Here is a 21,765-nt window from a genome sequence, read left to right as displayed (position 1 = left end):
CGCCAACGCGCGTAAACCATGCATAGGAATACATCTTAATCGAGTCGAGGCAGGCAATGACGTCGAACCATGCCGAGCAGGCGCGGGCGCGCAAGATGGCGGACGCGCTCGCCTGCGGAATCGATGATGCTTTCATCTCGCAACTCGTGGAGCGGTTCTACAGCACCGTCCGCCAGGACGACATGCTCGGCCCGATCTTTGCGGAACGGATCGGCGACTGGCCGCATCATCTGGCGCGGATGAAGGATTTCTGGGCCTCGGTCATGCTCGAATCCGGGCGCTTCAGCGGCAATCCGATGCGCAAGCACATCGCGATCGGCGGGCTCGATGAGGCGCATTTCGCGCGCTGGCAGTCGCTCTGGAACCAGACGCTTGACCGGATCGCGCAGAACGCCGCGGTCGCGGATCGGTTTCGCGAAGCGGCACTGCGCATTGGCGAGAGCTTGCTGACCGGCATCAAGATCGACCGCGGCGGCCTGGCGGCCATTTCCGCGAGGGCCTCGTCATGACGCCCGCCCCCTATGGCGCCTCGCCGATCTTCGATGAGCAAAGCCTGCCTGATGCCCTACGCAACGATCATCGCACCAAGGCGGGCACCTGGGGATTGCTGCGGGTGCTGGACGGCGAAGTGCGGCTCATTTTCGTCGATCCGCCGAGCGAGCAGCTTGTGACGCCCGACAGGCCCGCGATCATCCCGCCGCAAGCAACCCATCATGTCGTTCCGCTCGGCCCCATGACGATGCAGGTCGAGTTCTACCGGGAACGCCCGTTCCTTGGCGAAGACGCCGGCCGTGGATGACTTCGCCCTTGCTCGCGCGGTGCATGTCATCGCGGTCCTGTTCTGGATAGGCGGCGTCGGCTTCGTCACCCGGGTGCTGATGCCGACGCTGAGGACAACGGAACTGCCTCAGGACCGCCTGCGCCGTTTTCAGCAGATGGAGGCGCGCTTTGCCTGGCAGGCGCGCCTGTGGGTGTTGCTTGCCGGCGCAAGCGGCCTGTGGCTGGTGGCGCGCGCCGATTTGTGGAGCCGCTTCCTCGACGCCCGGTTCTGGTGGATGCACCTGATGGTCGCACTCTGGACCGTGTTTGCGCTGATGTTGTTCGTGATCGAGCCGTTGCATCTTCATCGCCGCCTCGCCAATACACAGTCACCAGAGGCGGATTTCGCTCGAATGATACGGCTGCATCAGTTATTACTTGTTGTCAGCGTCATAACAATTTTCGGCGCGGTAGGCGGCAGCCACGGACTGTTCTGACCGGAGGGGATTTGGGGCATGAAGAGCTATCAAACGACATTCAGCATCAATCGGCTCTGGATCATCCTGTCGGTCGGCATGGTGGTCATGTTCGGCATCCTGCTGCTGCTCGGTCAGCAGATCTACCAGCAGGCGCCGCCCATTCCCGAAGCGGTGAAATCGGCCTCAGGCGAAACCTTGTTCACGCGCTCCGACATCGAGGCCGGGCAGAATATCTGGCAGTCGATCGGCGGCATGCAACAGGGCTCGATCTGGGGCCATGGCAGCTATCTGGCGCCCGACTGGAGCGCCGATTGGCTGCACCGGGAGGCGGAGGCATTGCTCGCCCTATCGACTTCGCCGGTACCTGAGGGGGTATCCGCGACGCAAGCGGAGGCGATGCGAAAGGCCGCGCTGCAGGAGGAAATGCGCAGGAACACCTATGACCCCGCATCCGGCGTCATAACGGTCAGCGACGCGCGCGCGCGCGCGATCAGGCAGGTGCAGCAGCACTTCGTCAGCCTGTACGATGGCGGCGACCCCGCCTCGCTCCAGCTCCGCCGCGACTATGCCTTTCCGGTCTATGGCGAGCTGTCGGAAGCGGAAGCCCGGCAGCTTGCCGCCTTTTATTTCTGGACGGCATGGGGCGCGACCACGAACCGTCCGGGCCAGACCATTACCTATACCAGCAACTGGCCGCACGAACCCCTGGTGGGCAACAGCCCGACCACCGGTACATTGTTGTGGAGCCTTGCGTCTGTCATCCTGCTGCTTGCCGCAGCCGGGGCGCTGATCGCTTATTATGCCAAGCAGTTTGACGTCTGGCGCGGCGACATCCTGCCCGAGGATGGCATGGCGACCTCCGACCTACTGGGGCAGGCGGTCATCACGCCGTCGATGCGGGCCACGGCGAAATATTTCTGGGTCGTCTGCGCGCTCTTCGTGACGCAGGTGCTGCTCGGCATCGTCACCGCCCATTATGCGGTCGAGGGGCAAGGGCTCTACGGCCTGCCCTTCGCCGAATATCTTCCCTACACGATCACCCGCACATGGCACACGCAGCTCGCGGTGCTGTGGATCGCCACGGCGTGGCTGGCGACCGGGCTCTATGTCGCGCCGATGCTCGGGGGACGCGACCCCAAATTCCAGCGGCTCGGCGTCAACTTTCTGTTCGTCAGCCTTCTGGTCATCGTCATCGGCTCGTTCGCCGGGCAATGGGCGGCGGTCCATCGCTTCTTCACCAACCTGACGGCGAATTTCTGGTTCGGGCACCAGGGCTATGAGTATGTCGACCTAGGCCGTTTCTGGCAGATCTACCTCCTGATCGGCCTGTTCCTGTGGGTGGCATTGGTGGTGCGCGCACTCCGGCCCGTGCTGCGCCGGGAGGGCGGCAAGTCTCTCATCTATCTCGTGCTGGTGTCGGCGCTCGCCATCGGGCTGCTGTATGGCGCCGGGCTGATGTGGGGCCAGCATACGAACATCGCCATCATGGAATATTGGCGCTGGTGGGTTGTGCACCTGTGGGTGGAAGGCATTTTCGAGGTCTTCGCGACCGCCATCATCTCGCTGCTGTTCGTGCAGATGGGGATCCTGCGAACCTCCACCGCCACCGTGATGGTGCTGTTCGCGACGATCATCTTCCTGTTCGGCGGGGTGCTCGGGACCTTCCATCACCTGTATTTCAGTGGGACGCCGACGTCGGTGATTGCGGTCGGCGCGATGATCTCGGCGCTGGAAGTGGTGCCGTTGCTGGTGGTCGGCTTCGAGGCCTATACGCGCCACAAGGTCGAGCATGAGGCCGAGTGGGAACGAATCTACCACTGGCCGTTCATGTTTTTCGCCGCCGTCCTGTTCTGGAATCTGGTCGGCGCCGGGCTGTTCGGCTTCCTCATCAACCCGCCGATCGCGCTCTATTATATGCAGGGGCTGAACACGACGGCCAACCATGGCCACGCCGCGCTGTTCGGCGTCTATGGCATGCTCGGCCTTGGCCTGACGCTCTATTGCATGCGTGGACTGACCGACGTCACGCGGTGGAACCAGAAATGGATCAGGATTTCCTTCTGGTCGCTCAATATCGGCCTTGGCATGATGACGTTCCTGTCGCTGCTCCCGCAGGGCATCCTGCAGACCTACGCCAGCATCGAGCACGGCTATGCCTATGCGCGCTCGGCGGAGTTTATCCATAGCCCGATCATGCAGGCGCTGGTCTGGGCAAGGGTGCCCGGCGACATCGTGTTCGCATTCGGTGTCTTTGCGTTCGCATGGTTCATGGTTCAGGCGTTCATGCACGGCAGGAAGCCGACTCCAGAAACGGCGGCCATTCCAAAGCCGGCGCTTTAGATCCGCCACTCCGCTTCCCGGCTGTACCCCGGTTTTCAACGGACGGCCGGCTAATTTCGGGCGTTGGTCGCTCCCGGCCAACACCATTTGTCCGTGAAACGGCTTCAGGATCGCCGGACAGGCTTGCCTGATCCGTGGGTTTTAGCACAGCCTGGGGGATATCCCCGCAGAAGCGGTCGGGCGAGACCCAAGGCTCGACCGCAGGGGAAGGCTTTCCCCCTTTGTCCCAGCTTTCCGTCCCGGATGTGTTTCCTTGAGAACTGTCAGAAAACTGCGTATATTACTGACAGAAGAATGACGATGACACGGCTGACCGAACAGATTCTGTCGCATATGGCGGGTTTGCCCGAGGGCGCTTCTGTGTCCGCTAAGGGGCTGCTCCATCTCGGCAATCGCGCAGCGGTGGACCAAGCCTTGTCGCGTCTGGCCGAGCGCGAACAACTCATCCGGGCTGGGCGCGGTGTCTATCTCCGCCCCGTCGTCAGTCGGTTTGGGACGCGAGCGCCGTCGGTGGAACAGGCCGTGGAGGCCCTTGCCAGCCAGCGTGGCGAGACCATTGTCTCGAACGGTGCGGCGGCCGCAAACGCGCTTGGCCTGACAACGCAGGTGCCGGTTCGTTCGGTCTATCTGACCTCTGGGCGCAGCCGGAAGATGAATCTCGGCAAGCAGGTCGTGGAATTGCGGCATGCCCCGCGCTGGCAATTGGCCCTGGCCAACCGTCCGGCGGGGGAGGTTGTGAGGGCGCTGGCCTGGCTCGGCCCTGATAAGGCTGAAGCCGCGCTCACGGCGTTGAAGCGCAAGATGCCGCCCGGCGTGTTTGGCGAACTGGTCGCCGCTGCGCCGCAGCTGCCTACCTGGCTTGCCAGGAGCGTGGGCAAGGTCGCGTATGAAACCAGAGAAATGACGAAATGATACCAAAGCAGATCAATGACCGCTCGGGAGGGCGCAATGGCTGAAACCCAAATCGAATGGACTGACGCCACATGGAACCCCGTTGCCGGCTGCTCGATCATCACCGCCGGCTGCACCCATTGCTATGCCATGGAGATGGCTAAGCGCCTTGAGGCCATGCACATCCAGAAATATGCCGGTCTGACCCGCAAGAGCGGGCAGAGGACGGTCTGGAACGGCGTTGTGCGTGAGGACCGGGATGCGCTTGCGATTCCTTATGGCTGGCGCAAGTCGCGCAAGATTTTCGTCAATTCGATGAGCGACCTGTTTCACGAGCAGGTCACGGACGCCTTCATTCTCGATGTCTGGAAGGTGATGCGTGAGACGCCACGCCATAATTATCAGATCCTGACGAAACGGCCTGAGCGCATGGCGGAACTGGTCGCCACCAAGATCGGAGAGGTGCTGCCGAACGTCTGGCTCGGCACGAGTATCGAAGACGGGGACGTGGTGGACCGGATCGATGCCCTTCGTGCTGCGCCGGCCGCGATCCGTTTCATATCGTTCGAACCTTTGATCGGGTCTGTGGGGACCGTCGACCTGCGCGGCATCCATTGGGCTATCGTGGGCGGGGAAAGCGGGAAGTCCGCCCGTCCCATCCGGGAGGAATGGATCGACGAGATTTATATCCAGTGCCTGTCGGCTGGCACAGCCTTCTTCTTCAAGCAGTGGGGGACCTGGGGCAAAGACAACAAGAAGCGATCGAAAAAGGCGAACGGCCGCGAATATCGCGGTCAGACCTGGGATGAAATGCCCACGGCGGCGCAAGCGTCCGCGTGATCGTCAGATAGGCTTGGGGGGATGCTATGGTTGAGAAGCGATACGAGTGGGCTGACGGCGCAAAGCTTGAGGAGCATTCGCGGCGCAAACACAAGATTCTCCGTGAATATGTCTTCGATTACCTGACCGTTCGCTGCAAGCTGCCGCAGCAGGAACGTTTTCGGCTGGCCATTGTCGATGGCTTCGCCGGGGGCGGCCGCTACCAGTGCGGGACATCGGGTTCTCCGTTGATCTTCATCGAAGAGTTGAAGCGAGCCACCGAGGCCGTGAACACGCATCGCGCGGCACAGGGCTTGAACGCGATCGAGGTCGAGTGCCTGCTGGTCTTCAACGATGCCAGCCGTGATGCGATCGAACTTCTAAAAACGCATGTGGCGCCGCTCCAGGCCGACATCGTCGCGACCTGCCCGAAGCTCCATCTGCGCGTCGAGTATCTCAACGAGTTTTTCGAAACCGCTTATCCCAAGATCAAGCGCTTCCTGGAGCAAGGACGCTATCGCAGCGTGATCTTCAACCTGGATCAGTGCGGCCACAGCCATGTCGAGCGGAATACGATTCTCGACATCATGCACTCGTATCCTGCGGCCGAGATCTTCTACACCTTCGTCATCAGTTCCTTGCTGGCGTTCCTCCAGAAAGACCAGCCGGAGCGCCTGCGTGCGCAACTCGATCATCTCGGTCTCGCCAGCGGCGATGTCCAGGCACTGGACGGGTTGATGAGCCAGAAGGATTGGCTCGGAACCGCAGAGAAGATCGTCTTCGACGCTTTCCGGCTTTGCGCGCCCTATGTGAGTCCGTTCTCGATCAACAACCCTGGCGGTTGGCGCTATTGGTTGATCCACTTCGCCAACGCTTATCGGGCACGGCAAGTCTACAACAATATCCTCCACGACAATGCCAGCCTTCAGGCTCATTTCGGCCGATCGGGCCTCAACATGTTGTCCTATGACCCGCGCCATGATGAGGGGATGCTCTATCTCTTCGATGACAATGGCCGTGCCTCGGCCAAGACCCAGCTTCTTGATGACGTCCCCCGTCTCGTGACTGAAGCTGGCGATGCCATGTCGGTGATGGAGTTCTATGAGAGCATCTACAACGTCACGCCGGCGCATGCCGATGACGTCCATGCCGCGATCATCGAGAACCCCGATCTTGAGGTGATCACGCCAGCCGGTGGCGAGAGACGCAAAGCGAATACGATCGGCGTCAATGACATCATCAAGGTGAAGACCCAGCGCAGCTTCTTTCCGATGTTTTTGGATGCCGGAAAAAGCCCGCAGGGGCGGAAGGAATAGTCCTCGCCATCATCCTGAGGCCAGCCGAGGTTGGCCAGGCACGAGTCAGATTTTGCCTCCTACTGGGCGAAGAGTGAGGCCTGTTTCCGGTTATTCGGCGTCCACGCGGCCACCGCATCCTTGACATAACTCATCAAATATGACAAACATTACTCCGTAATTTATCAGATATGGGGCATTGTCATGGGCTCTCCAAAGGTCAGACCAGCCCTCGAAAGGCTTGGCCAGGACATTCGAAATGCGCGGCTACGGCGCAGTATTGCGGTTGCGGACCTGGCCCTGCGCTCCGGAACATCGGCCAGTTCTATCGCGCGGCTCGAAAAGGGCGACCCTGGCGTTGCTATTGGGACGCTTGCGGATGTGCTGGTCGTTCTTGGGCTTGTCGAACGGCTGGCCGATCTGATCGATGTCCGCAAGGATGATCTGGGGCTTGCGCTTTCTAGCGAGCGCCTGCCGCAACGAGGCAAGTCTTTCGCGACCAGGGTCAGAAAGCAAAAGGCCAAGTCGGAGCCGACGCGCGCGCTCGATGACGTGGTCGATCCTGACGGAGCGTCGTTCTGATGGCGGAGTTCGTTGCCCAGGTTGTTCTTGGCGACAGTCGTGCGCCCGTCGGTCAGCTGCGTTTCACAGCAGCGGGGCCGCGGCAGTTCTCGACCTTTGCCTATGACGCTGCCTGGATAGAAAATCCCCGCGCCTTTGCCGTGCAGCCGGATCTTCCCCTAGAAGGCGGCCCTTTTCATACGTCGGGGCAGCCAGGGAACATGCGTGATGCACTGGCGGGCGTCTTCGCCGATGCCGCGCCGGACAGTTGGGGACGGCGCCTTCTCGAACGTGCCTATGGCAATGGTCTGAGCGAGTTTGAGTATCTGACGCTGTCCGACGACGCCTGTCGTCAGGGCGCACTGCGATTTCAAGGCGACGATGGAGAGATCATCCGCGGTAAAGCGGGTGACGCCGTGCCCCGCCTCGTCGAGCTGGAAGCGATAACGGCCATTGCCCGCGCCTATGAGCAGGGTAAGGAGATCTCTGCCGAAGAGATGCAGGCATTGGCGGGCGCGGGCGGTTCAGGCGGCGCCCGGCCCAAGGCCAATGTCCAGGACGGCGATACGCTCTGGTTGGCCAAATTCACCTCGGTTCACGATCAGCAGCCGATCGAACGGGTCGAGGTCGCGACGCTTCGGCTAGCCCAAGCTTGCGGCATTCGCACGCCTACGGCCAGGCTTGAACTCGCCGACACTCCCTTTCCGGTCGCGCTGATCCAGCGGTTCGACCGGCGAGGCAGTTCCCGGATTCCCTATATCTCGGCGCGCACGGCCCTTGGGAAGACCGGGACGGAGCTGGGCTCTTATACCGAGATCGTCGATTTTATCCGGGCCTATGGCGCCGATCCCAAAGCCGATTTCCGCGAGCTTTTCCTGCGCCTAATTTTCACGATCCTTGTATCCAACAAGGATGACCACCTGAAAAACCACGGCTTCCTCTATGTGGGAGGCGGGCAATGGCGGTTATCTCCGGTGTTCGACGTGAACCCAGCTCCAGATCGAAATCCCCATCTTGAGACGGCGATTTTGGAGGGCGGTGCGCACGACCGCTCCATATCGCTTGCACTCGAGGCTTGTGAGTTTTTCGAACTTCCTCCCGAGGAGGCAAGACGGATGGTTCGCGACACGGTTCGCCGCATATCGGAAGGATGGCGCGAGGCTCTGCGTCAGGTCGGCGTGTCAGGTGCGCTGGCGCGTGACTATGAGCCAGCCTTCGCAAATGCCGAAACTGAAATTGCGATGGCCGCATAATCAAATTTGACCGATAGCGACTGATAACGTGTCAGATATGATGAGTTTGGTTTGGAAGATGTCCGCCGACGATCGGTATCGAAGCGGCACTATGCTTCTGAGACGCAATATGGAGAGGTGTCAAAGCCCGAACCTTTCGATGCCGATGGAAAATTCGGTTGCGGATCGGTATGATGGGATTGTTGCGAGCACTTTCGCCGCCCCAGACCCGAATTTGGTCCGGCAACCGTCATCGGCGATAGATGGCGAAATTTGCGACTGGCCATCGAGCCTAAAAAACCCAATATTTTCATAAGCACTAGCTTGGCGTCGGCGGTTCTGACGGTATAACGGTTTTTGAAAATATTTTTTTGCTTCTCTTTTCAAATGGTTAGATTATGCGATCGATAATTGAGTGGGAATGATTTGGCGTCTGGCACCGACTGGCAACCAGTAGCACGAAATCGGAACTAAGCTCGCAGAGATGCGGGCTTTTTTCTGTTTGGGGCTGGCGTTCTCGAACTGGTTCCGGCGCTGTCAGTCGAAGTCCAGCGAGACATGAGCGACGTCGCCTTCGATGGTGCCATGCGGGGTGGCGTAGGCGGTTACCGGAACGCCGAGATCGCGGCCGATGTCGAGCGTTTCGCCGTTGCCTGCGGCCATCAGCATCGAGGTCGGCGGGCGCACGCTGGTCTGCTCGCCCGATCAGCTTGTCGTCGAGCTGCTGAACGACCGCATCGAGATGATCCTCGGCAGCAACTGGAACCTGGGGCGGATGGCGGGCGCCGAGACGGTCCGGCTTGGCCAGATGGAGATCGCCTAGAGCGTTTTTCGAACGGAGTGGAACACGCAGTGACTCGGAAAAACGCGGAAAACAAAGACTCTGGAGAGCCCGATCTGATTCAATCAGATCGGAAAACGCTCCAGTGCCCCGACGGGGCCTGGGAAAGGGCTCTATTCGATTGATTTTGCCGGACCTTGCGGCAAACCTGCCCGGCCTGTCGTTTTGCCGGAGGTGGATGCATGGCTGTTCAAATCGTCGTTGCCGAGGCTGCCGACCGCGAGGATGTCGTTGCGCTCTGGCAGGCGGTGGGGCTCACCCGGCCGTGGAACGATCCACGCGCGGATTTCGAACTTGCCTGCGGGGGAGGGGCCAGCCGGGGAGGGCACAGCGTGATCCTGCTGGCGCGGGAAGAAGGCGGCGTGGTCGGAACCGCGATGGTCGGTTTCGACGGCCATCGCGGCTGGGTCTACTATCTCGGCGTCAGGGAAGAGCGGCGGGGCACGGGGATCGCCCGCATGCTGATGGGGGCCGGCGAAGACTGGCTGGTCGCGCAGGGCAGCCCCAAGATCCAGCTCATGGTGCGGGGCGACAACGAGGCCGCGCTGGGGTTCTACGCGGCCCTGGGTTATGCCCGGCAGGACGTGGTGACGCTGGGGAAACGGCTGGACGCCTAGGGGCCAGCCGTTTCCGCCGTCAGTCCGCTCGGCAGCGATCAGTTGGCCGACGCGGTCTTCTTCACGCGGGTATAGGGCACGAAGTCCTGCAGGCCGACGAACCCGCTCCACATCCGGCTGGTGCGGTCGTGGAGCTGGACCGTATCGAGGCGGCAGAGCTGGCTCGAGAAGGTCTTGGTGACGAGGATGTCGTCGTCGTCGAGCCGGTCGGCGTTGGTCGGGCGGTTGACGTAAAGCGTGCCGCCGACGCGGTAGACCAGCGCGGTCTTGTCGACGATCACGGTATTGTCGGCCTGGCTGAGCTGGATGCAGGTCACCGGCTTGCCCGCCTCGCGGCCTTCCAGCAGCTTGGCAAGCTGCTCCTCGCCGGTCAGTTTCTTCTTGGCGGCGAACGCCGCCGGGGCTGCAATGAGGCTGACCGTGACGAGCGCGGCAGCGAAGACATGTTTGTACGCCATTGTCTTACCTTCCACAAAAACCCGCCCTGCATTTACAGTGCCACGCAGCGCCTGAACCGGCAATGACCATTGCGGGCGATCGTGCGCAGGGGGCGTTCCGTCGTCCCTCCCGCGATCAGGCCGTGCCGCCCACCGTGATGCCGTCGATCAGCAGGGTGGGCTGGCCGACGCCGGCCGGAACGCTCTGCCCGCCCTTGCCGCAGACGCCGACGCCGCGATCGAGTTCGAGGTCGTTGCCGATGCCGGTCACGCGGGTCAGCACGGTGGGGCCATCGCCGATCAGCGTCGCGCCCTTGATCGGGGCGCCGAGCTTGCCGTTCTCGACCTTGTAGGCCTCGTTGCACGAGAACACGAACTTGCCCGAGACGATATCGACCTGGCCGCCGCCCATCGACTTCACGAAGATGCCCTTCTTCATGCGCGCGAGCAGCTCGGCGGGATCGTCGTTGCCCGCCTTCATGAAGGTGTTGGTCATGCGGACCTGCGGGGCATAGGCGTAGTTCTCGCGCCGGCCGTTGCCGGTCGACTGCACGCCCATCAGCCGCGCGTTCATGCGGTCCTGCATGTAGCCCTTGAGCACGCCGTCCTCGATCAGCACGGTTTCCTGCGTCGGCGTGCCCTCGTCGTCGATCGAGAGCGAACCGCGCCGGTCACTGATCGAACCGTCGTCGATCACGGTCACGCCGGGGGCGGCCACGCGCTCGCCGATGCGGCCGGAAAAGGCGGACGTGCCCTTGCGGTTGAAATCGCCTTCGAGGCCGTGGCCCACCGCCTCGTGCAGGATCACGCCGGGCCAGCCGGGGGCGAGCAGCACGGCCAACTCGCCGGCGGGCGCATCGACGCTTTCGAGGTTCACCAGCGCCTGATCCAGCGCGGTATCGATGGCGCGGTTCCAGTTCGCGGGATCGAACAGGGTGTCGTAGAGATAGCGCCCACCCATGCCGAACGAGCCGGTTTCGCGCCGTCCGTTGCTTTCGGCCACGATCGAGACCGAGAGCCGCACCAGCGGGCGCACATCGGTGGCGATGAAGCCATCGGGGCGGACGATCTCGACCACCGACCACTGCCCGGTCAGGCTGGCGCTGACTTGCGAGACGCGCGGGTCGCGGGCGCGGGCGGCAGCGTCGATCTGCTCCAGCAGGCGTACCTTGTCCTCGAAGGGAACGAGGTCGAGCGGGGACGCATCGGTGTAGAGATGGCGGTTGCTGCGCAGCGGCGGCGCCGGGCGGCTGCCGGTGGCAGGATCGAGCAGTTGCAGCGTCTCGCCCGCGCGGCGGATGGCGGCGGCGGAAATCTCGTTGGCATGGGCAAAGCCGGTCATCTCGCCGGTCACGCCGCGCAGGCCGAAACCGGCATCGCGCGAATAGTCGGCGGTTTTGAGGCGCCCGTCGTCGAAGCCGAAGGCCTCGGTGGCGATGAACTGCATGTAGAGTTCGCCGTCCTCGCAGCGCTGCAAGGTCTCGCGGGCAAGCGCCTGGGCCTCTTCGGGCGAAAGCTGGCGATAGAGGAGCGAGCGCGGATCGGGGCTGGTCATGGCGGGGATATAGGGCTTGCCGGATGCGAGCGGAAGGTCATCGTTTCTCGCCAGCACGCTGGGAGATCAGTGCCAGCAGGTTTTCTTCCAGATCGCCAAGGAACTGTTCGCCCCAAAGGGCGGCATAACCATTGACCGGCGTGCGCATGCGATAGGTGGTGTGCAGCGTCACCCGGCTGCGGCCCGGTGCGATTGGATCGATGCGATAGCCGCCGCTTTCGATGCGCAGGTAGGTGCTGGCGGGTAGCAGGTGACGGTCGGTGTAGTGCCAGTGGCTCATGTCGTCGAATACGAAACGCCAGCCGATTCGGCGGCCGGGCTGCCAGGTGTCGATCACTTCGCGGAAGGCGACGTCATGCTGCCAGCGCGCGAGCCGGGTGGCACCAAGGCCCTGGCCGACGAGCCGGGCGCCGAGCGGGCGGGGAACGCCGACGAGATCTTGCGTCAGGTTCCAGCGACCTTCGCCGGGTTGCACGTCGGGAATGCCTTTGAGCAGTGGCCAGAGGTGATCTGGGCTGGCATCGATCACGGCCGAGCGCGTGACGGTCGCTGTCTGGATGGGCAGCGGGATGGCCGGTTCGATCTGCATCGCCAGCAGCGGCAGGGCGAGCAGGCCAAGGCCGTAGGCGCGGCCATGGCGGGCCTTGTCGCGCAGCTTCTTGCGCAGGAAATAGGTCAGGAGCGAACCGGCGAGCATCAGCGGCGCCCAGAGCGGGGCCAGCATGAGGACGCAGATTGTGCCTTCGCGCAGCACGATCACCGACAGGACCACCACGCCGAGCATGATCCAGCACGGGGTGGTGAAGTAGAAGCGCCGTGGGCGGGTTCCTTGCGGATCGCCGAGATAGGCCGCGAGGGCACCCACGGCGGCGGGAAGTACCAGCAGGAACGAGAACGTCACGACATCGGAGCGAGTCGCGCGGGCCAGCATGTAGACGGCAAGGCTAACGCCAAGGGCGATTGCGATGGCAGTCAGGCGGCGCCTGTTGGCGCTTTGCCCTGCCGTTTCAGGCTCTTGCCCATCGGAACGTTTGTCCACCCTGCCCCCTTTCGGCTCTGTCGCATAAGAGGCGGGCAGGCGTGGACGAATCCGACCGTGCCCGTCAAGCGGCGGGCGCGGAAAGGTGCTGGAATTTCAGAATGATCGGGCCGATGAGGACCGAATGAGGGCGATCAGGCCGCCTGCTGGTCGGCCGGGCCGCCCTTGAGGACGAAGTGGCGATCGCAATAACCGCAGTCGACATAGCCCTTCTCGTCGATCTCCAGCCACACCCGCGGGTGGCCGAGCGCGGCAGCCTTGTAGGTGCCGTTCGAGCGGATGTCGGTGGCCCCGTCGCAGGAAACGCGGTGGGAATCGGTGTAGACGGTTTCGGGCTGCGTGCTCATGGTTGCGCCGATTACCAAGGCTCTGGAAGAATTTCCAGCGGGCAAATGATCCGGGCGCGCGGCGAAATGCGCGCGCCCGGTATCGTCCCGCGCAATATCAGGCGGGAACCGTCAGCGCGCCGGCTTCGGCAAGCGCGTCGGCCAGGGCCTTCTCGCGGACTTCCGGCCCGATGGCGATGCCTTCGGCCAGCACGAAGACCGGATCGGTGATGCCGATGAAGCCGAGCACCGCGCGCAGGTAGCTTTCGGCATGCTCGACGGCGGCGCCGGGCTGGCCTTCACCGTAGTAGCCGCCGCGCGACAGGGCGACGTAGACCTTCTTGCCGCCGGCCAGGCCCTTCGGACCTTCGGCGGTGTACTGGAAGGTCTTGCCGGCCACCAGCACGCGGTCCAGCCAGGCCTTGAGCTGGCTGGGAATGGTGAAGTTGTACATGCCCGCGCCGATCACGATCACGTCGGCGGCGAGGAATTCGGCCAGTTCGGGCGTACCGTCCGGATTGCCCAGAACGTCGAGCGTGAGGTGCGGCAGGGCTTCGGCGGCGAGGTCGTGATAGCTGACTTCGAGCGAAGGATCGGCCTTGGTCAGGTTGCCGACGATGGCGGCGGAAACGGCGCGGCTCACCGAGTTTTCGCCGAGGATGCTGGAATCGAGGTGGAGAAGCTTCATGGGGGGAGTGCCTTCAGTTGGGAACAGGTGGTCTGGAAAAGTGCCGGTCTAGAAAAATGACTGCCCATAGCTATGTTGCACTGCGACGCCCGCCAAGAGCGCATTTTTTCAGGACCAGGTAACGTGAAGATGACTACCCTTGAGCGCATTGATGCACCGGAGCAGGCGCCCGCCGCCGAAGTCGTCCATTCCGCCCGCAGTTGCCGCATGGTCGGCGATATTCTGGCGCGGGTCGGCGACAAATGGTCGATGCTGGTGGTCATGACTCTGCTGGAGGATAACCGCCATTTCAACGAGTTGAAGCGCGGGATCGACGGCATTTCGCAGCAGATGCTGTCACGGACGCTGCGGGCGCTGGAGCGCGACGGGCTGGTGCTGCGTACGGTCCACGCCAGCGTTCCGGTGCGGGTCGAGTATGCGCTGAGCGGACTTGGCCGCTCGCTGGCGGAGCCGGTCAAGGCGCTGGGCGCCTGGGCCGTCACCAACCGCGTGTCGATCGAGGCGAGCCGGGCGGTCTACGACAGCCGCGGCGACGAGGTCTGGTCGCGGGCCTGATTCCTCTCCTGATTCCGGGCCCTATTCCGGGCCCTGTTCCGGATGGGCGCGATGCCCGCGCCTGGATTTGTGAAGCATGATGGATCGTATGGCGCGGGCGGGGCGGACACCGATCGCGCAAATGTTGCCGCAACGGGCCTGCGCGCCCTTTACTGGCAGGCGATCCTGTCCCACATGCGGCGCATGACCAGCTCTGCAAGCGCCGCCATCTCGATCCGCGACCTCAAGAAGCGTTACGCCCCTGCGGGCAGCGGGGAAGGCAAGCTGGCGCTGAAGGGCGTGTCGTTCGACGTGCCGGAAGGCGGCATCTTCGGGCTGCTCGGCCCCAACGGCGCGGGCAAGTCGACGCTGATCAACATCATGGCGGGCCTGGTCCGCAAGACCTCCGGCTCGATCGACATCTGGGGCTTCGACATCGACCGCGACCAGCGCAATGCCAAGCGCTCGATCGGCATCGTGCCGCAGGAAATCGTCTTCGACCCGTTCTTCACGCCTTTCGAGGTGCTGGAGAACCAGGCCGGCCTCTACGGCATCGCCAAGACCCTGCGCCGCAGCGAGGACCTGCTGCGCGCCGTCCACCTCTCCGACAAGCGCGACGCCTATGCCCGTACGCTGTCCGGCGGCATGAAGCGCCGCCTGCTGATCGCCAAGGCGCTGGTCCACCAGCCGCCGGTGCTGGTGCTGGACGAGCCGACCGCGGGCGTCGACGTCGAACTGCGCCGCCAGCTCTGGGAACTCGTCACCGAACTCAACCGCGAAGGCGCGACGATCGTGCTGACCACGCACTACCTCGAGGAAGCCGAGGAACTGTGCGACCGCATCGCCATCATCAACCACGGCGAACTGATCGCCAACAAGCCGACCCGCGAACTCGTCGGCATGGCGCGCGAGAAGATCCTGGTCCTCACCCTCGACCGCGAGATGACCGAGTTGCCGAGCCACCCCGGCTTCGTGAAGTGCGAAAAGTCCGGCGAGCGCGAACTGCAGATCACCTACGACAAGGACCGGGCCAACGCGGGCGAGATTCTCTCGGCGGTGCAGGCGCAGGGGTTTGCCATCGTCGACGTGACGACGCGCGAGGCGGATCTGGAGGATGTCTTTGTCAGCCTGACGAGCGATACCCGCTCTGCCTGATCGGGCCGCCTGATCGGGATGGCCGGGTGAGGTCGTTCTGAGACCATGGGCGATTCGGCCGTCGCACCGGCCGAACGCAGGTCTTTCGAGGTTTCAGTCCGCCAGCTGGGCGGTTTCCGCCGGGTCTTCCCGCCACTGCTTCGGGCCGTGACGGCGGATGTCCTTGCCGCAGCCGTTGCAGGCCGCGACATAGTTCACGCCGTCCCATCGCACCGCGCCGCGCCGCGGTTCATGCCGGTTGAAGGCGCAGAATATCGACCGGAAGGATTGCCTGGAAAACGAGGACATCACGACACGCTCCGTTAAAATGATTCCCGAAGCAGTTTCGAAGTGCTTCGTACGGCGCGACCGTGAGGCGGAATGGGGAGCGTTATGTCTTTGTGATTGGGTGGTTGTTTATCGCAAGGATCGCTGCGCTGCAACATGATTGCGAGGCAAGCAAAGGTGCAAAGCTAAATATTGCGCCTTGGCGATAGTCTCGGCATGGAGCCCGGATGTCGACGAATCCTGCCCCCGCTTCCGCTTTTGACGTCATCGTGGTCGGTTCCGGCGCTGCCGGCCTGACCGCGGCGCTTGCGCTGGCCGAGAACCTCAAGGTGCTGGTCCTTGCCAAGGGCGGGCTGACCGGGGGGTCCACCGCCTGGGCCCAGGGCGGCATTGCCGCGGTGCTCGACGCCGGGGACACGTTCGAGGAGCATGTCAGCGACACGATGATCGCCGGGGCCGGGCTCAACCGGCTCGAGACCGTGGAGTTCGTGATCGAGCGCGCACCGCTGGCGATCGAGCGCCTGGTCGAACTGGGGGTGCCGTTCAACACCGAGGGCGACGAACTGCACCTCACCCGCGAGGGCGGCCATTCGCATCGCCGCATCGTCCATGTCGCCGATGCCACCGGCTGGGCGGTGCAGAGCGCGCTGCTCAAGGCGGCCGAGGACAATCCCAACATCACCTTGCTGCCGGGCCAGTCGTGCATCGACCTCATCACCGGGCGGCATGAGGAGCGTTATTCGGGCTCGGGCCGGGTCTGGGGCGTCTACGCGCTCGACGAGCAGACCGGCCGGGTCACGGCCCATACCGCGCGTGCGACGATCCTGGCGACGGGCGGCGCCGGCCGCGTCTACCAGTTCTCGACCGCGCCGCGCGGGGCGACCGGCGACGGCATCGCCATGGCCTGGCGTGCCGGCGCGCGTGTCTCCAACATGGAGATGATGCAGTTCCACCCGACCTGCCTCTACAATCTCGAGGTCAAGAATTTCCTCATCACCGAGGCGGTGCGCGGCGAGGGCGGACAACTGAGGCACCCGGTAACCGGACACCGCTTCATGCCCGACTATGACGAGCGGGCCGAACTGGCCCCGCGCGACGTCGTCGCGCGGGCCATCGACGACCAGATCAAGCGTTACGGTCTCGACTATGTCCATCTCGACATCAGCCACCAGCCCGAGGCCTTCGTGAAGGAGCACTTCCCGAACATCCACGAGAAGCTGCTGGGGCTGGGCATCGACATGACGAAGGAACCGATCCCGGTGGTGCCCGCGCAGCACTATACCTGCGGCGGCATCCTCATCGACCTTGACGGCAAGACCGACCTGCCCGGTCTCTATGCGGCGGGCGAGTGCACCGAGAGCGGGCTGCACGGCGCCAATCGCCTGGCCTCGAACTCGCTGCTCGAGTGCTTCGTGTTCGGCGAGGCTTGCGCTGCGCATATCCTCGATCACTGGGACGCCTTCGACGCGCCGCCGCCGGTGCGCCAGTGGGACGAGAGCCGGGTGACCGATTCCGACGAGGAAGTGGTCATCAAGCAGAACTGGACCGAGATCCGCCGCTTCATGTGGAACTACGTGGGCATCGTGCGCACCACCAAGCGGCTGGAACGCGCGATGCACCGCATCCAGATGCTGAACGGGGAAGTGGAGGAATATTACCGCCACTTCCGCGTCTCGACCGACCTGATCGAACTGCGCAACCTGCTCCAGACCGCTGAACTCATCGTGCGTTCGGCGCTGCACCGGCACGAGAGCCGGGGCCTGCACTTCACGCTCGACTATCCGGCGACCGAAGCGGCGCCGCAGGACACCGTGCTGGTGCCCTGATGCCACCCGGGGCGTAAGAGGCAGGGAGGGCAGGGGAGGGGCATGCGCACCCTCGATCGTACCCTGCCCGGGGCGGCGTCACATGCCGATATGCAGCGCGCGACCGATGAAGATCAGCGCCATCGCGCCCAGTACCGAGGCCAGGCAGCCCGCGCGCTGGAAACCGGCCTCGCCGCGCGTGGTGATGAGCCCAGCGGCAAACGAACCGCCGATGCCGAGCAGGATCGTCGCGACCCAGCTCATGTCGACGAAGCCGGGATAGAGCCAGCGCGCCAGCACGCCGATGACGAGACCGCTGATGATGGCGCCGATCAGGTTGATCATGAAATCGAATGTCCTTGAAGCTTGGCCGCAATAGCGGGCGGGATGGTGAGGGTAGAAGTGTCCGCCTGAATGGAAGTTGCAAGGGGGCTTCGGCCAAGCGCGGACCGGACTCGGCGAAGGCAGCGCGCGGAGCTTGGGATTCGCAATGTCACGGCTTTGCGACGAACCGAGCGGCCGGTGATGGCAGGCACGGGGAAAACTGCGATCAAGTCTCTAGACAGGCGGCAAAAGCTGCCGCTCGGGGGGACTCGTTTCGCCGCAAACGCGATTCGCTTCGTCGCCGTTTTATGTGGAAAAATTTTTGTGATCGGGGGTGAAATTGCCCCTTGCGCAAATGCCCGATGACGCAGTTCCCGCGCGTCGCGCCAGCTATCTGCGTGTAAACCCCTCCCCTGCGCTTGCCGTTCGCGGGGATGACCCCCACTTGCGTTGGAAAGCAGAAAAGGCACTATGGGTTGTGGCGCGTCGGTCGCGGGGCATCTAAACCTAGGCATTGTCGTTTTCGGCTCGTGGGGGCACGGCGGGAACGATTCCGGGCGGGATGTCAGGCTTCTCGAGCAAGGTGCCTGGGTCGGTCAGGGAATTTTGTTCTCTTCTTGCGCCGTCCGTGCCCGCCGGGTCGATCCCTCGATCCCGGCGACTCGCGCGGATGGTCCGGTCGGCCTCGACGCCAAGTTGTGAAGGCGCCTTGTGGCGCTTCGATGACGCCGCAGACAGCAACGGGGGCTAATGTGGATTTCAGGAACGGAAGCGACGCTGAAGTGAACAGCTCCGATGTTATGGATGGTCAGGTCGAGATGCCTGGCTTCGAATTGAACCGACCCGAGCCTTCGAAGGCGCCTGCGAAGGCTCCCAAGGCACCCGCCAAGGCAACCGGGGCGAAGCAGGAAAAGGAGGCGGGCGTGGGCCCGGCAATCGCGATGGACAAGACCGATACCGCTTCGGACGCACTGGTCGTTGATGCCCTGGCGGCTGTTGCCGCCGCCGCCTCGGCCGGCGCTGCCGCAAAGCCGCGCGTCAGCGATTCCAAGACGATCCACGATCGCCGCTTCACCATCGTCACCGACGATTCGCGCAACGACCTGCTGACCGATTTCGGCAAGGAAACGCTCGACGATCGTTACCTGCTGCCCGGCGAGAAGTACCAGGACCTGTTCGCCCGCGTCGCCGACGCCTATGCGGACGACCAGGAGCACGCCCAGCGCATCTACGACTACATCTCCAAGCTGTGGTTCATGCCCGCCACCCCCGTTCTCTCGAACGGCGGCACCGGCCGGGGCCTGCCCATCTCGTGCTACCTGAACTCGGTGGACGACAGCCTCGACGGCATTCTCGCCACCTGGACCGAGAACGTCTGGCTCGCCTCGCGCGGCGGCGGCATCGGCACGTACTGGGGCAACGTGCGCGGCATCGGTGAGCCGGTCGGCCTCAACGGCAAGACCAGCGGCATCATTCCCTTCGTGCGCGTGATGGATTCGCTCACCCTGGCGATCTCGCAGGGCTCGCTGCGCCGTGGTTCGGCGGCCTGCTACCTCGACGTCTCGCACCCCGAGATCGAGGAATTCCTCGAGATCCGCAACACCACGGGCGACTTCAACCGCAAGGCGCTCAACCTGCACCACGGCGTGCTGCTGACCGACGAGTTCATGGAAGCCGTTCGCGACGGCACCGACTTCGATCTGCGCAGCCCCAAGGACGGTTCGGTGCGCGGCACCGTGCACGCCCGCTCGCTGTTCCAGAAGCTGGTCGAAACCCGCCTGCGCACGGGTGAACCCTACTTCGTGTTCTCCGACACCGTGAACCGCACGATGCCCAAGCATCACCGCGATCTCGGTCTCAAGGTCTCGACCTCGAACCTGTGCTCGGAAATCACCCTGCCGACCGGCCGCGACCACCTTGGTAACGACCGCACCGCCGTCTGCTGCCTCTCCTCGCTCAACATCGAGACCTGGGAAGAGTGGAAGGGCGAAAAGCGCTTCATCGAAGACGTGCTGCGCTTCCTCGACAACGTCCTGCAGGACTACATCGACCGCGCTCCCGACGAGATGGCCCGCGCCCGCTACTCCGCCGAGCGCGAACGCTCGGTCGGCATGGGCGTCATGGGCTTCCACTCGTACCTCCAGAAGCGCGGCATCGCCTTCGAGAGCGCGATGGCCAAGGCGCTGAACATGCAGATGTTCCAGCACATCGCCGCCAAGGCGGACGAAGCCTCGCTGCTGCTGGCGCAAGAACGCGGCGCCTGCCCGGACGCGGCCGACATGGGCGTGATGCAGCGCTTCAGCTGCAAGATGGCGATCGCGCCGACCGCGTCGATCTCGATCATCTGCGGCGGCACTTCGGCCTGCATCGAGCCGATCCCTGCCAACATCTACACCCACAAGACGCTCTCGGGCAGCTTCGTGGTGAAGAACCCCTACCTCGAAAAGCTGCTGGCCTCGAAGTCGAAGGATTCCACCAACGTGTGGAACTCGATCCTCGAACACGGCGGCTCGGTCCAGCAGCTCGACTTCCTCAGCCCCGAGGAAAAGGCGATCTTCAAGACCAGCTTCGAAATCGACCAGCGCTGGCTGCTCGAATTCGCGGCGGACCGCACGCCCTATATCGATCAGGCCCAGTCGCTGAACCTGTTCATCCCGGCGGACGTGGACAAGTGGGACCTCATGATGCTGCACTTCCAGGCCTGGGAGAAGGGCATCAAGTCGCTCTACTACCTGCGCTCGAAGTCGGTGCAGCGCGCGGGCTTCGCAGGCTCGGGCGGCGTCGAGGCGGACAATACGCCCGAAGCGCCCAAGTTCGAGATCGGCGAGACGACCGACTACGACGAGTGCCTTGCCTGCCAGTAAGGCGGGGCCGAAAGGATCACCGAGAAACGGCTCTCCGGCTTGTGCCGGGGAGCCGTTTTCTTTTGGAAGAACAAGGGAGCAAGCAGGGGAGCCCCTTGGCGAAGCTCGGGATAAACTTCGTCCCCCTGCACCCCCATTACCGTCTCCGTGGTGCCTGGCGCTATCCGTTCGGCACCCATTGCTGCGTCGGGAGACTAGAGCAGTTGCCGATCCGATTGCATCGGATCAACTGCTCTAGGCGGCGTGGACAAATTCGAGCGGCCGTTTACGCGCCGTTGCGGACATTGAGAGAAGCATGCATTATTTTTAGCATGACCATACTTAGCCGCCATTGGCGATTGATTGTAGCTATCGCCGTCATGTTCATACTGCGGATGGTAGTTCACCATTATGCGCAGGAGCTTGGCTGGGAGCGTTTGGACGATCTTACGGTTCAAACTATCGCTGGGACCGGGGGCATGATTGTCGCCTTGTTGCTTTTAGGCAAGTTCTGGCCGGTAAAGCACAGCGGCAGCTAACCACCCTAAGCAGACATCTCCACCCGCTCAGCCTGAGCTTGTCGAAGGCCCGCGAGGCAGGGCACCGCGTCTCCCATGCTTCGACAAGCTCAGCATGAGCGGGGTGGTTGGGGCAGCGTCCGCTTCCGCTTCCGCTTCCGCTTCCGCTTCCCTCCCCACTCGGTCGCTCCGCTCCCCGCTGAATTTGTCCACGCGGCCTAAGATTTTGGTTTTACGCGTTTTCCGAGTCATCAGTTGTTTCCACCTGATTAGAAAACACTCTAATTGGCTGCGCCGCAAGGAGCGCGGTACGGCTGGGCAGGGCGTGACGAAGACATTCTGCGGGTCTGGGGGATTCTCTGAGCTTGTCGAAGGGCCCCAGGACTTCTTTTTTCTTCTTCTTCCAACCCCTTCTGACCTAAATCTGTCATCCCCTAAGC

23 protein-coding genes are annotated in these 21,765 nt (G+C 63.3%); 15 read left to right on the top strand and 8 right to left on the bottom strand.

All coding sequences use genetic code 11. From position 1 onward, the window contains the following. The first annotated feature begins 56 nt into the window (after nt 1-56). From OKA11_RS20085 to OKA11_RS20045, 9 genes are all read left to right on the top strand, one after another. Nucleotides 57-509 (top strand): group III truncated hemoglobin, encoded by a 453-nt coding sequence (locus OKA11_RS20085; RefSeq protein WP_169862670.1) that lies wholly within the window; start codon nt 57-59, stop codon nt 507-509. Further along, entirely contained in the window at nt 506-799 is a 294-nt protein-coding gene (locus OKA11_RS20080) for a DUF1971 domain-containing protein (RefSeq protein ID WP_010335699.1), read from the top strand. Before OKA11_RS20085 ends, OKA11_RS20080 begins: the two co-directional genes overlap by 4 nt. After that, nucleotides 792-1,256 (top strand): membrane protein, encoded by a 465-nt coding sequence (locus OKA11_RS20075; RefSeq protein ID WP_010335700.1) that lies wholly within the window; start codon nt 792-794, stop codon nt 1,254-1,256. The genes OKA11_RS20080 and OKA11_RS20075 overlap by 8 nt, the downstream gene beginning before the upstream one ends. Nucleotides 1,257-1,274: 18 nt before the next feature. Then, nucleotides 1,275-3,578, top strand: a complete 2,304-nt coding sequence (locus tag OKA11_RS20070) for a nitric-oxide reductase large subunit (protein WP_065846910.1) — start codon at nt 1,275-1,277, stop codon at nt 3,576-3,578. A gap of 300 nt (nt 3,579-3,878) precedes the next feature. Beyond that, entirely contained in the window at nt 3,879-4,490 is a 612-nt protein-coding gene (locus tag OKA11_RS20065) for a DUF6088 family protein (protein ID WP_169862668.1), read from the top strand. Between the two features lie 36 nt (nt 4,491-4,526). Next, on the top strand, nt 4,527-5,309 hold the full coding sequence (locus tag OKA11_RS20060) for a DUF5131 family protein (RefSeq protein WP_169863411.1): 783 nt from the start codon (nt 4,527-4,529) through the stop codon (nt 5,307-5,309). Between the two features lie 26 nt (nt 5,310-5,335). After that, a complete protein-coding gene (locus OKA11_RS20055; RefSeq protein WP_169862666.1) occupies nt 5,336-6,604 on the top strand; it encodes a three-Cys-motif partner protein TcmP in 1,269 nt (422 codons plus the stop codon). A gap of 183 nt (nt 6,605-6,787) precedes the next feature. Continuing rightward, nucleotides 6,788-7,165, top strand: coding sequence for a helix-turn-helix domain-containing protein (locus OKA11_RS20050; RefSeq protein ID WP_169862664.1), 378 nt, complete (start codon nt 6,788-6,790; stop codon nt 7,163-7,165). Next, nucleotides 7,165-8,397, top strand: coding sequence for a type II toxin-antitoxin system HipA family toxin (locus OKA11_RS20045; protein ID WP_169862662.1), 1,233 nt, complete (start codon nt 7,165-7,167; stop codon nt 8,395-8,397). The genes OKA11_RS20050 and OKA11_RS20045 overlap by 1 nt, the downstream gene beginning before the upstream one ends. A 516-nt stretch (nt 8,398-8,913) precedes the next feature. On the opposite strand, the gene OKA11_RS20040 is transcribed toward OKA11_RS20045, so the two are convergent. Next, the gene (locus tag OKA11_RS20040) at nt 8,914-9,039 is read right to left on the bottom strand and encodes a hypothetical protein (protein WP_267223623.1); all 126 of its coding nucleotides are present in this window, start codon (nt 9,037-9,039) and stop codon (nt 8,914-8,916) included. Here OKA11_RS20040 and OKA11_RS20035 point away from each other — a divergent pair. Continuing rightward, nucleotides 9,026-9,199, top strand: a complete 174-nt coding sequence (locus tag OKA11_RS20035) for a hypothetical protein (RefSeq protein WP_267223620.1) — start codon at nt 9,026-9,028, stop codon at nt 9,197-9,199. The genes OKA11_RS20040 and OKA11_RS20035 overlap by 14 nt on opposite strands. 200 nt (nt 9,200-9,399) lie before the next feature. Further along, complete coding sequence (locus OKA11_RS20030) at nt 9,400-9,834, top strand: GNAT family acetyltransferase (RefSeq protein WP_267223618.1); 435 nt, start codon at nt 9,400-9,402, stop codon at nt 9,832-9,834. Nucleotides 9,835-9,872: 38 nt separating this feature from the next. Here the strand turns inward: OKA11_RS20030 and OKA11_RS20025 are convergent, their stop codons facing one another. From OKA11_RS20025 to OKA11_RS20005, 5 genes are all read right to left on the bottom strand, one after another. After that, a complete protein-coding gene (locus OKA11_RS20025; RefSeq protein ID WP_267223616.1) occupies nt 9,873-10,292 on the bottom strand; it encodes a hypothetical protein in 420 nt (139 codons plus the stop codon). A 115-nt stretch (nt 10,293-10,407) separates the two neighbouring features. Then, entirely contained in the window at nt 10,408-11,826 is a 1,419-nt protein-coding gene (tldD, locus tag OKA11_RS20020; protein WP_267223655.1) for a metalloprotease TldD, read from the bottom strand. A gap of 37 nt (nt 11,827-11,863) precedes the next feature. Then, nucleotides 11,864-12,865 (bottom strand): SRPBCC family protein, encoded by a 1,002-nt coding sequence (locus OKA11_RS20015; protein ID WP_267223614.1) that lies wholly within the window; start codon nt 12,863-12,865, stop codon nt 11,864-11,866. 134 nt (nt 12,866-12,999) lie between these two features. Then, nucleotides 13,000-13,212, bottom strand: a complete 213-nt coding sequence (locus OKA11_RS20010) for a zinc-finger domain-containing protein (RefSeq protein WP_142635833.1) — start codon at nt 13,210-13,212, stop codon at nt 13,000-13,002. A 97-nt stretch (nt 13,213-13,309) separates the two neighbouring features. Then, entirely contained in the window at nt 13,310-13,879 is a 570-nt protein-coding gene (locus OKA11_RS20005) for an FMN-dependent NADH-azoreductase (protein ID WP_267223611.1), read from the bottom strand. 129 nt (nt 13,880-14,008) lie between these two features. Between OKA11_RS20005 and OKA11_RS20000 the strand changes: the two genes are divergently transcribed. Beyond that, the gene (locus OKA11_RS20000) at nt 14,009-14,434 is read left to right on the top strand and encodes a winged helix-turn-helix transcriptional regulator (protein ID WP_379489349.1); all 426 of its coding nucleotides are present in this window, start codon (nt 14,009-14,011) and stop codon (nt 14,432-14,434) included. A 183-nt stretch (nt 14,435-14,617) separates the two neighbouring features. Then, nucleotides 14,618-15,568, top strand: a complete 951-nt coding sequence (locus OKA11_RS19995; protein ID WP_267223607.1) for an ABC transporter ATP-binding protein — start codon at nt 14,618-14,620, stop codon at nt 15,566-15,568. Between the two features lie 93 nt (nt 15,569-15,661). On the opposite strand, the gene OKA11_RS19990 is transcribed toward OKA11_RS19995, so the two are convergent. Beyond that, nucleotides 15,662-15,856: a hypothetical protein gene (locus OKA11_RS19990; protein WP_142635825.1), complete on the bottom strand. Its 195-nt coding sequence runs from the start codon at nt 15,854-15,856 to the stop codon at nt 15,662-15,664. Between the two features lie 206 nt (nt 15,857-16,062). Between OKA11_RS19990 and nadB the strand changes: the two genes are divergently transcribed. After that, nucleotides 16,063-17,661, top strand: coding sequence for an L-aspartate oxidase (gene nadB / locus OKA11_RS19985; protein WP_267223604.1), 1,599 nt, complete (start codon nt 16,063-16,065; stop codon nt 17,659-17,661). Between the two features lie 78 nt (nt 17,662-17,739). Here nadB and OKA11_RS19980 read toward each other — a convergent pair whose 3' ends face one another. Continuing rightward, the gene (locus tag OKA11_RS19980; RefSeq protein ID WP_142635822.1) at nt 17,740-17,985 is read right to left on the bottom strand and encodes a GlsB/YeaQ/YmgE family stress response membrane protein; all 246 of its coding nucleotides are present in this window, start codon (nt 17,983-17,985) and stop codon (nt 17,740-17,742) included. A gap of 920 nt (nt 17,986-18,905) precedes the next feature. Between OKA11_RS19980 and OKA11_RS19975 the strand changes: the two genes are divergently transcribed. Next, the gene (locus tag OKA11_RS19975) at nt 18,906-20,828 is read left to right on the top strand and encodes a ribonucleoside-diphosphate reductase subunit alpha (protein WP_242526376.1); all 1,923 of its coding nucleotides are present in this window, start codon (nt 18,906-18,908) and stop codon (nt 20,826-20,828) included. The last annotated feature ends 937 nt before the right edge of the window (nt 20,829-21,765 follow it).

The sequence above is a fragment of the Novosphingobium clariflavum genome (genome assembly GCF_026420865.1).
Classification (GTDB): domain Bacteria; phylum Pseudomonadota; class Alphaproteobacteria; order Sphingomonadales; family Sphingomonadaceae; genus Novosphingobium; species Novosphingobium clariflavum.
Note: the sequence above shows the minus strand (reverse complement) of the source record. Positions and strands in the feature narration are given on the sequence as shown.

Bases quoted from the DNA above. Each gene is read 5' to 3' on its own strand.
- OKA11_RS20085 (WP_169862670.1), top strand. From the start codon at position 57: ATGACGTCGAACCATGCCGAGCAGGCGCGGGCGCGCAAGATGGCGGAC.
- OKA11_RS20080 (WP_010335699.1), top strand. From the start codon at position 506: ATGACGCCCGCCCCCTATGGCGCCTCGCCGATCTTCGATGAGCAAAGC.
- OKA11_RS20070 (WP_065846910.1), top strand. From the start codon at position 1,275: ATGAAGAGCTATCAAACGACATTCAGCATCAATCGGCTCTGGATCATC.
- OKA11_RS20065 (WP_169862668.1), top strand. From the start codon at position 3,879: ATGACACGGCTGACCGAACAGATTCTGTCGCATATGGCGGGTTTGCCC.
- OKA11_RS20060 (WP_169863411.1), top strand. From the start codon at position 4,527: ATGGCTGAAACCCAAATCGAATGGACTGACGCCACATGGAACCCCGTT.
- OKA11_RS20055 (WP_169862666.1), top strand. From the start codon at position 5,336: ATGGTTGAGAAGCGATACGAGTGGGCTGACGGCGCAAAGCTTGAGGAG.
- OKA11_RS20050 (WP_169862664.1), top strand. From the start codon at position 6,788: ATGGGCTCTCCAAAGGTCAGACCAGCCCTCGAAAGGCTTGGCCAGGAC.
- OKA11_RS20045 (WP_169862662.1), top strand. From the start codon at position 7,165: ATGGCGGAGTTCGTTGCCCAGGTTGTTCTTGGCGACAGTCGTGCGCCC.
- OKA11_RS20040 (WP_267223623.1), bottom strand. From the start codon at position 9,039: ATGGCCGCAGGCAACGGCGAAACGCTCGACATCGGCCGCGATCTCGGC.
- OKA11_RS20030 (WP_267223618.1), top strand. From the start codon at position 9,400: ATGGCTGTTCAAATCGTCGTTGCCGAGGCTGCCGACCGCGAGGATGTC.
- OKA11_RS20025 (WP_267223616.1), bottom strand. From the start codon at position 10,292: ATGGCGTACAAACATGTCTTCGCTGCCGCGCTCGTCACGGTCAGCCTC.
- tldD (WP_267223655.1), bottom strand. From the start codon at position 11,826: ATGACCAGCCCCGATCCGCGCTCGCTCCTCTATCGCCAGCTTTCGCCC.
- OKA11_RS20010 (WP_142635833.1), bottom strand. From the start codon at position 13,212: ATGAGCACGCAGCCCGAAACCGTCTACACCGATTCCCACCGCGTTTCC.
- OKA11_RS20005 (WP_267223611.1), bottom strand. From the start codon at position 13,879: ATGAAGCTTCTCCACCTCGATTCCAGCATCCTCGGCGAAAACTCGGTG.
- OKA11_RS20000 (WP_379489349.1), top strand. From the start codon at position 14,009: ATGACTACCCTTGAGCGCATTGATGCACCGGAGCAGGCGCCCGCCGCC.
- OKA11_RS19995 (WP_267223607.1), top strand. From the start codon at position 14,618: ATGACCAGCTCTGCAAGCGCCGCCATCTCGATCCGCGACCTCAAGAAG.
- OKA11_RS19990 (WP_142635825.1), bottom strand. From the start codon at position 15,856: ATGTCCTCGTTTTCCAGGCAATCCTTCCGGTCGATATTCTGCGCCTTC.
- nadB (WP_267223604.1), top strand. From the start codon at position 16,063: ATGTCGACGAATCCTGCCCCCGCTTCCGCTTTTGACGTCATCGTGGTC.
- OKA11_RS19980 (WP_142635822.1), bottom strand. From the start codon at position 17,985: ATGATCAACCTGATCGGCGCCATCATCAGCGGTCTCGTCATCGGCGTG.
- OKA11_RS19975 (WP_242526376.1), top strand. From the start codon at position 18,906: ATGGACAAGACCGATACCGCTTCGGACGCACTGGTCGTTGATGCCCTG.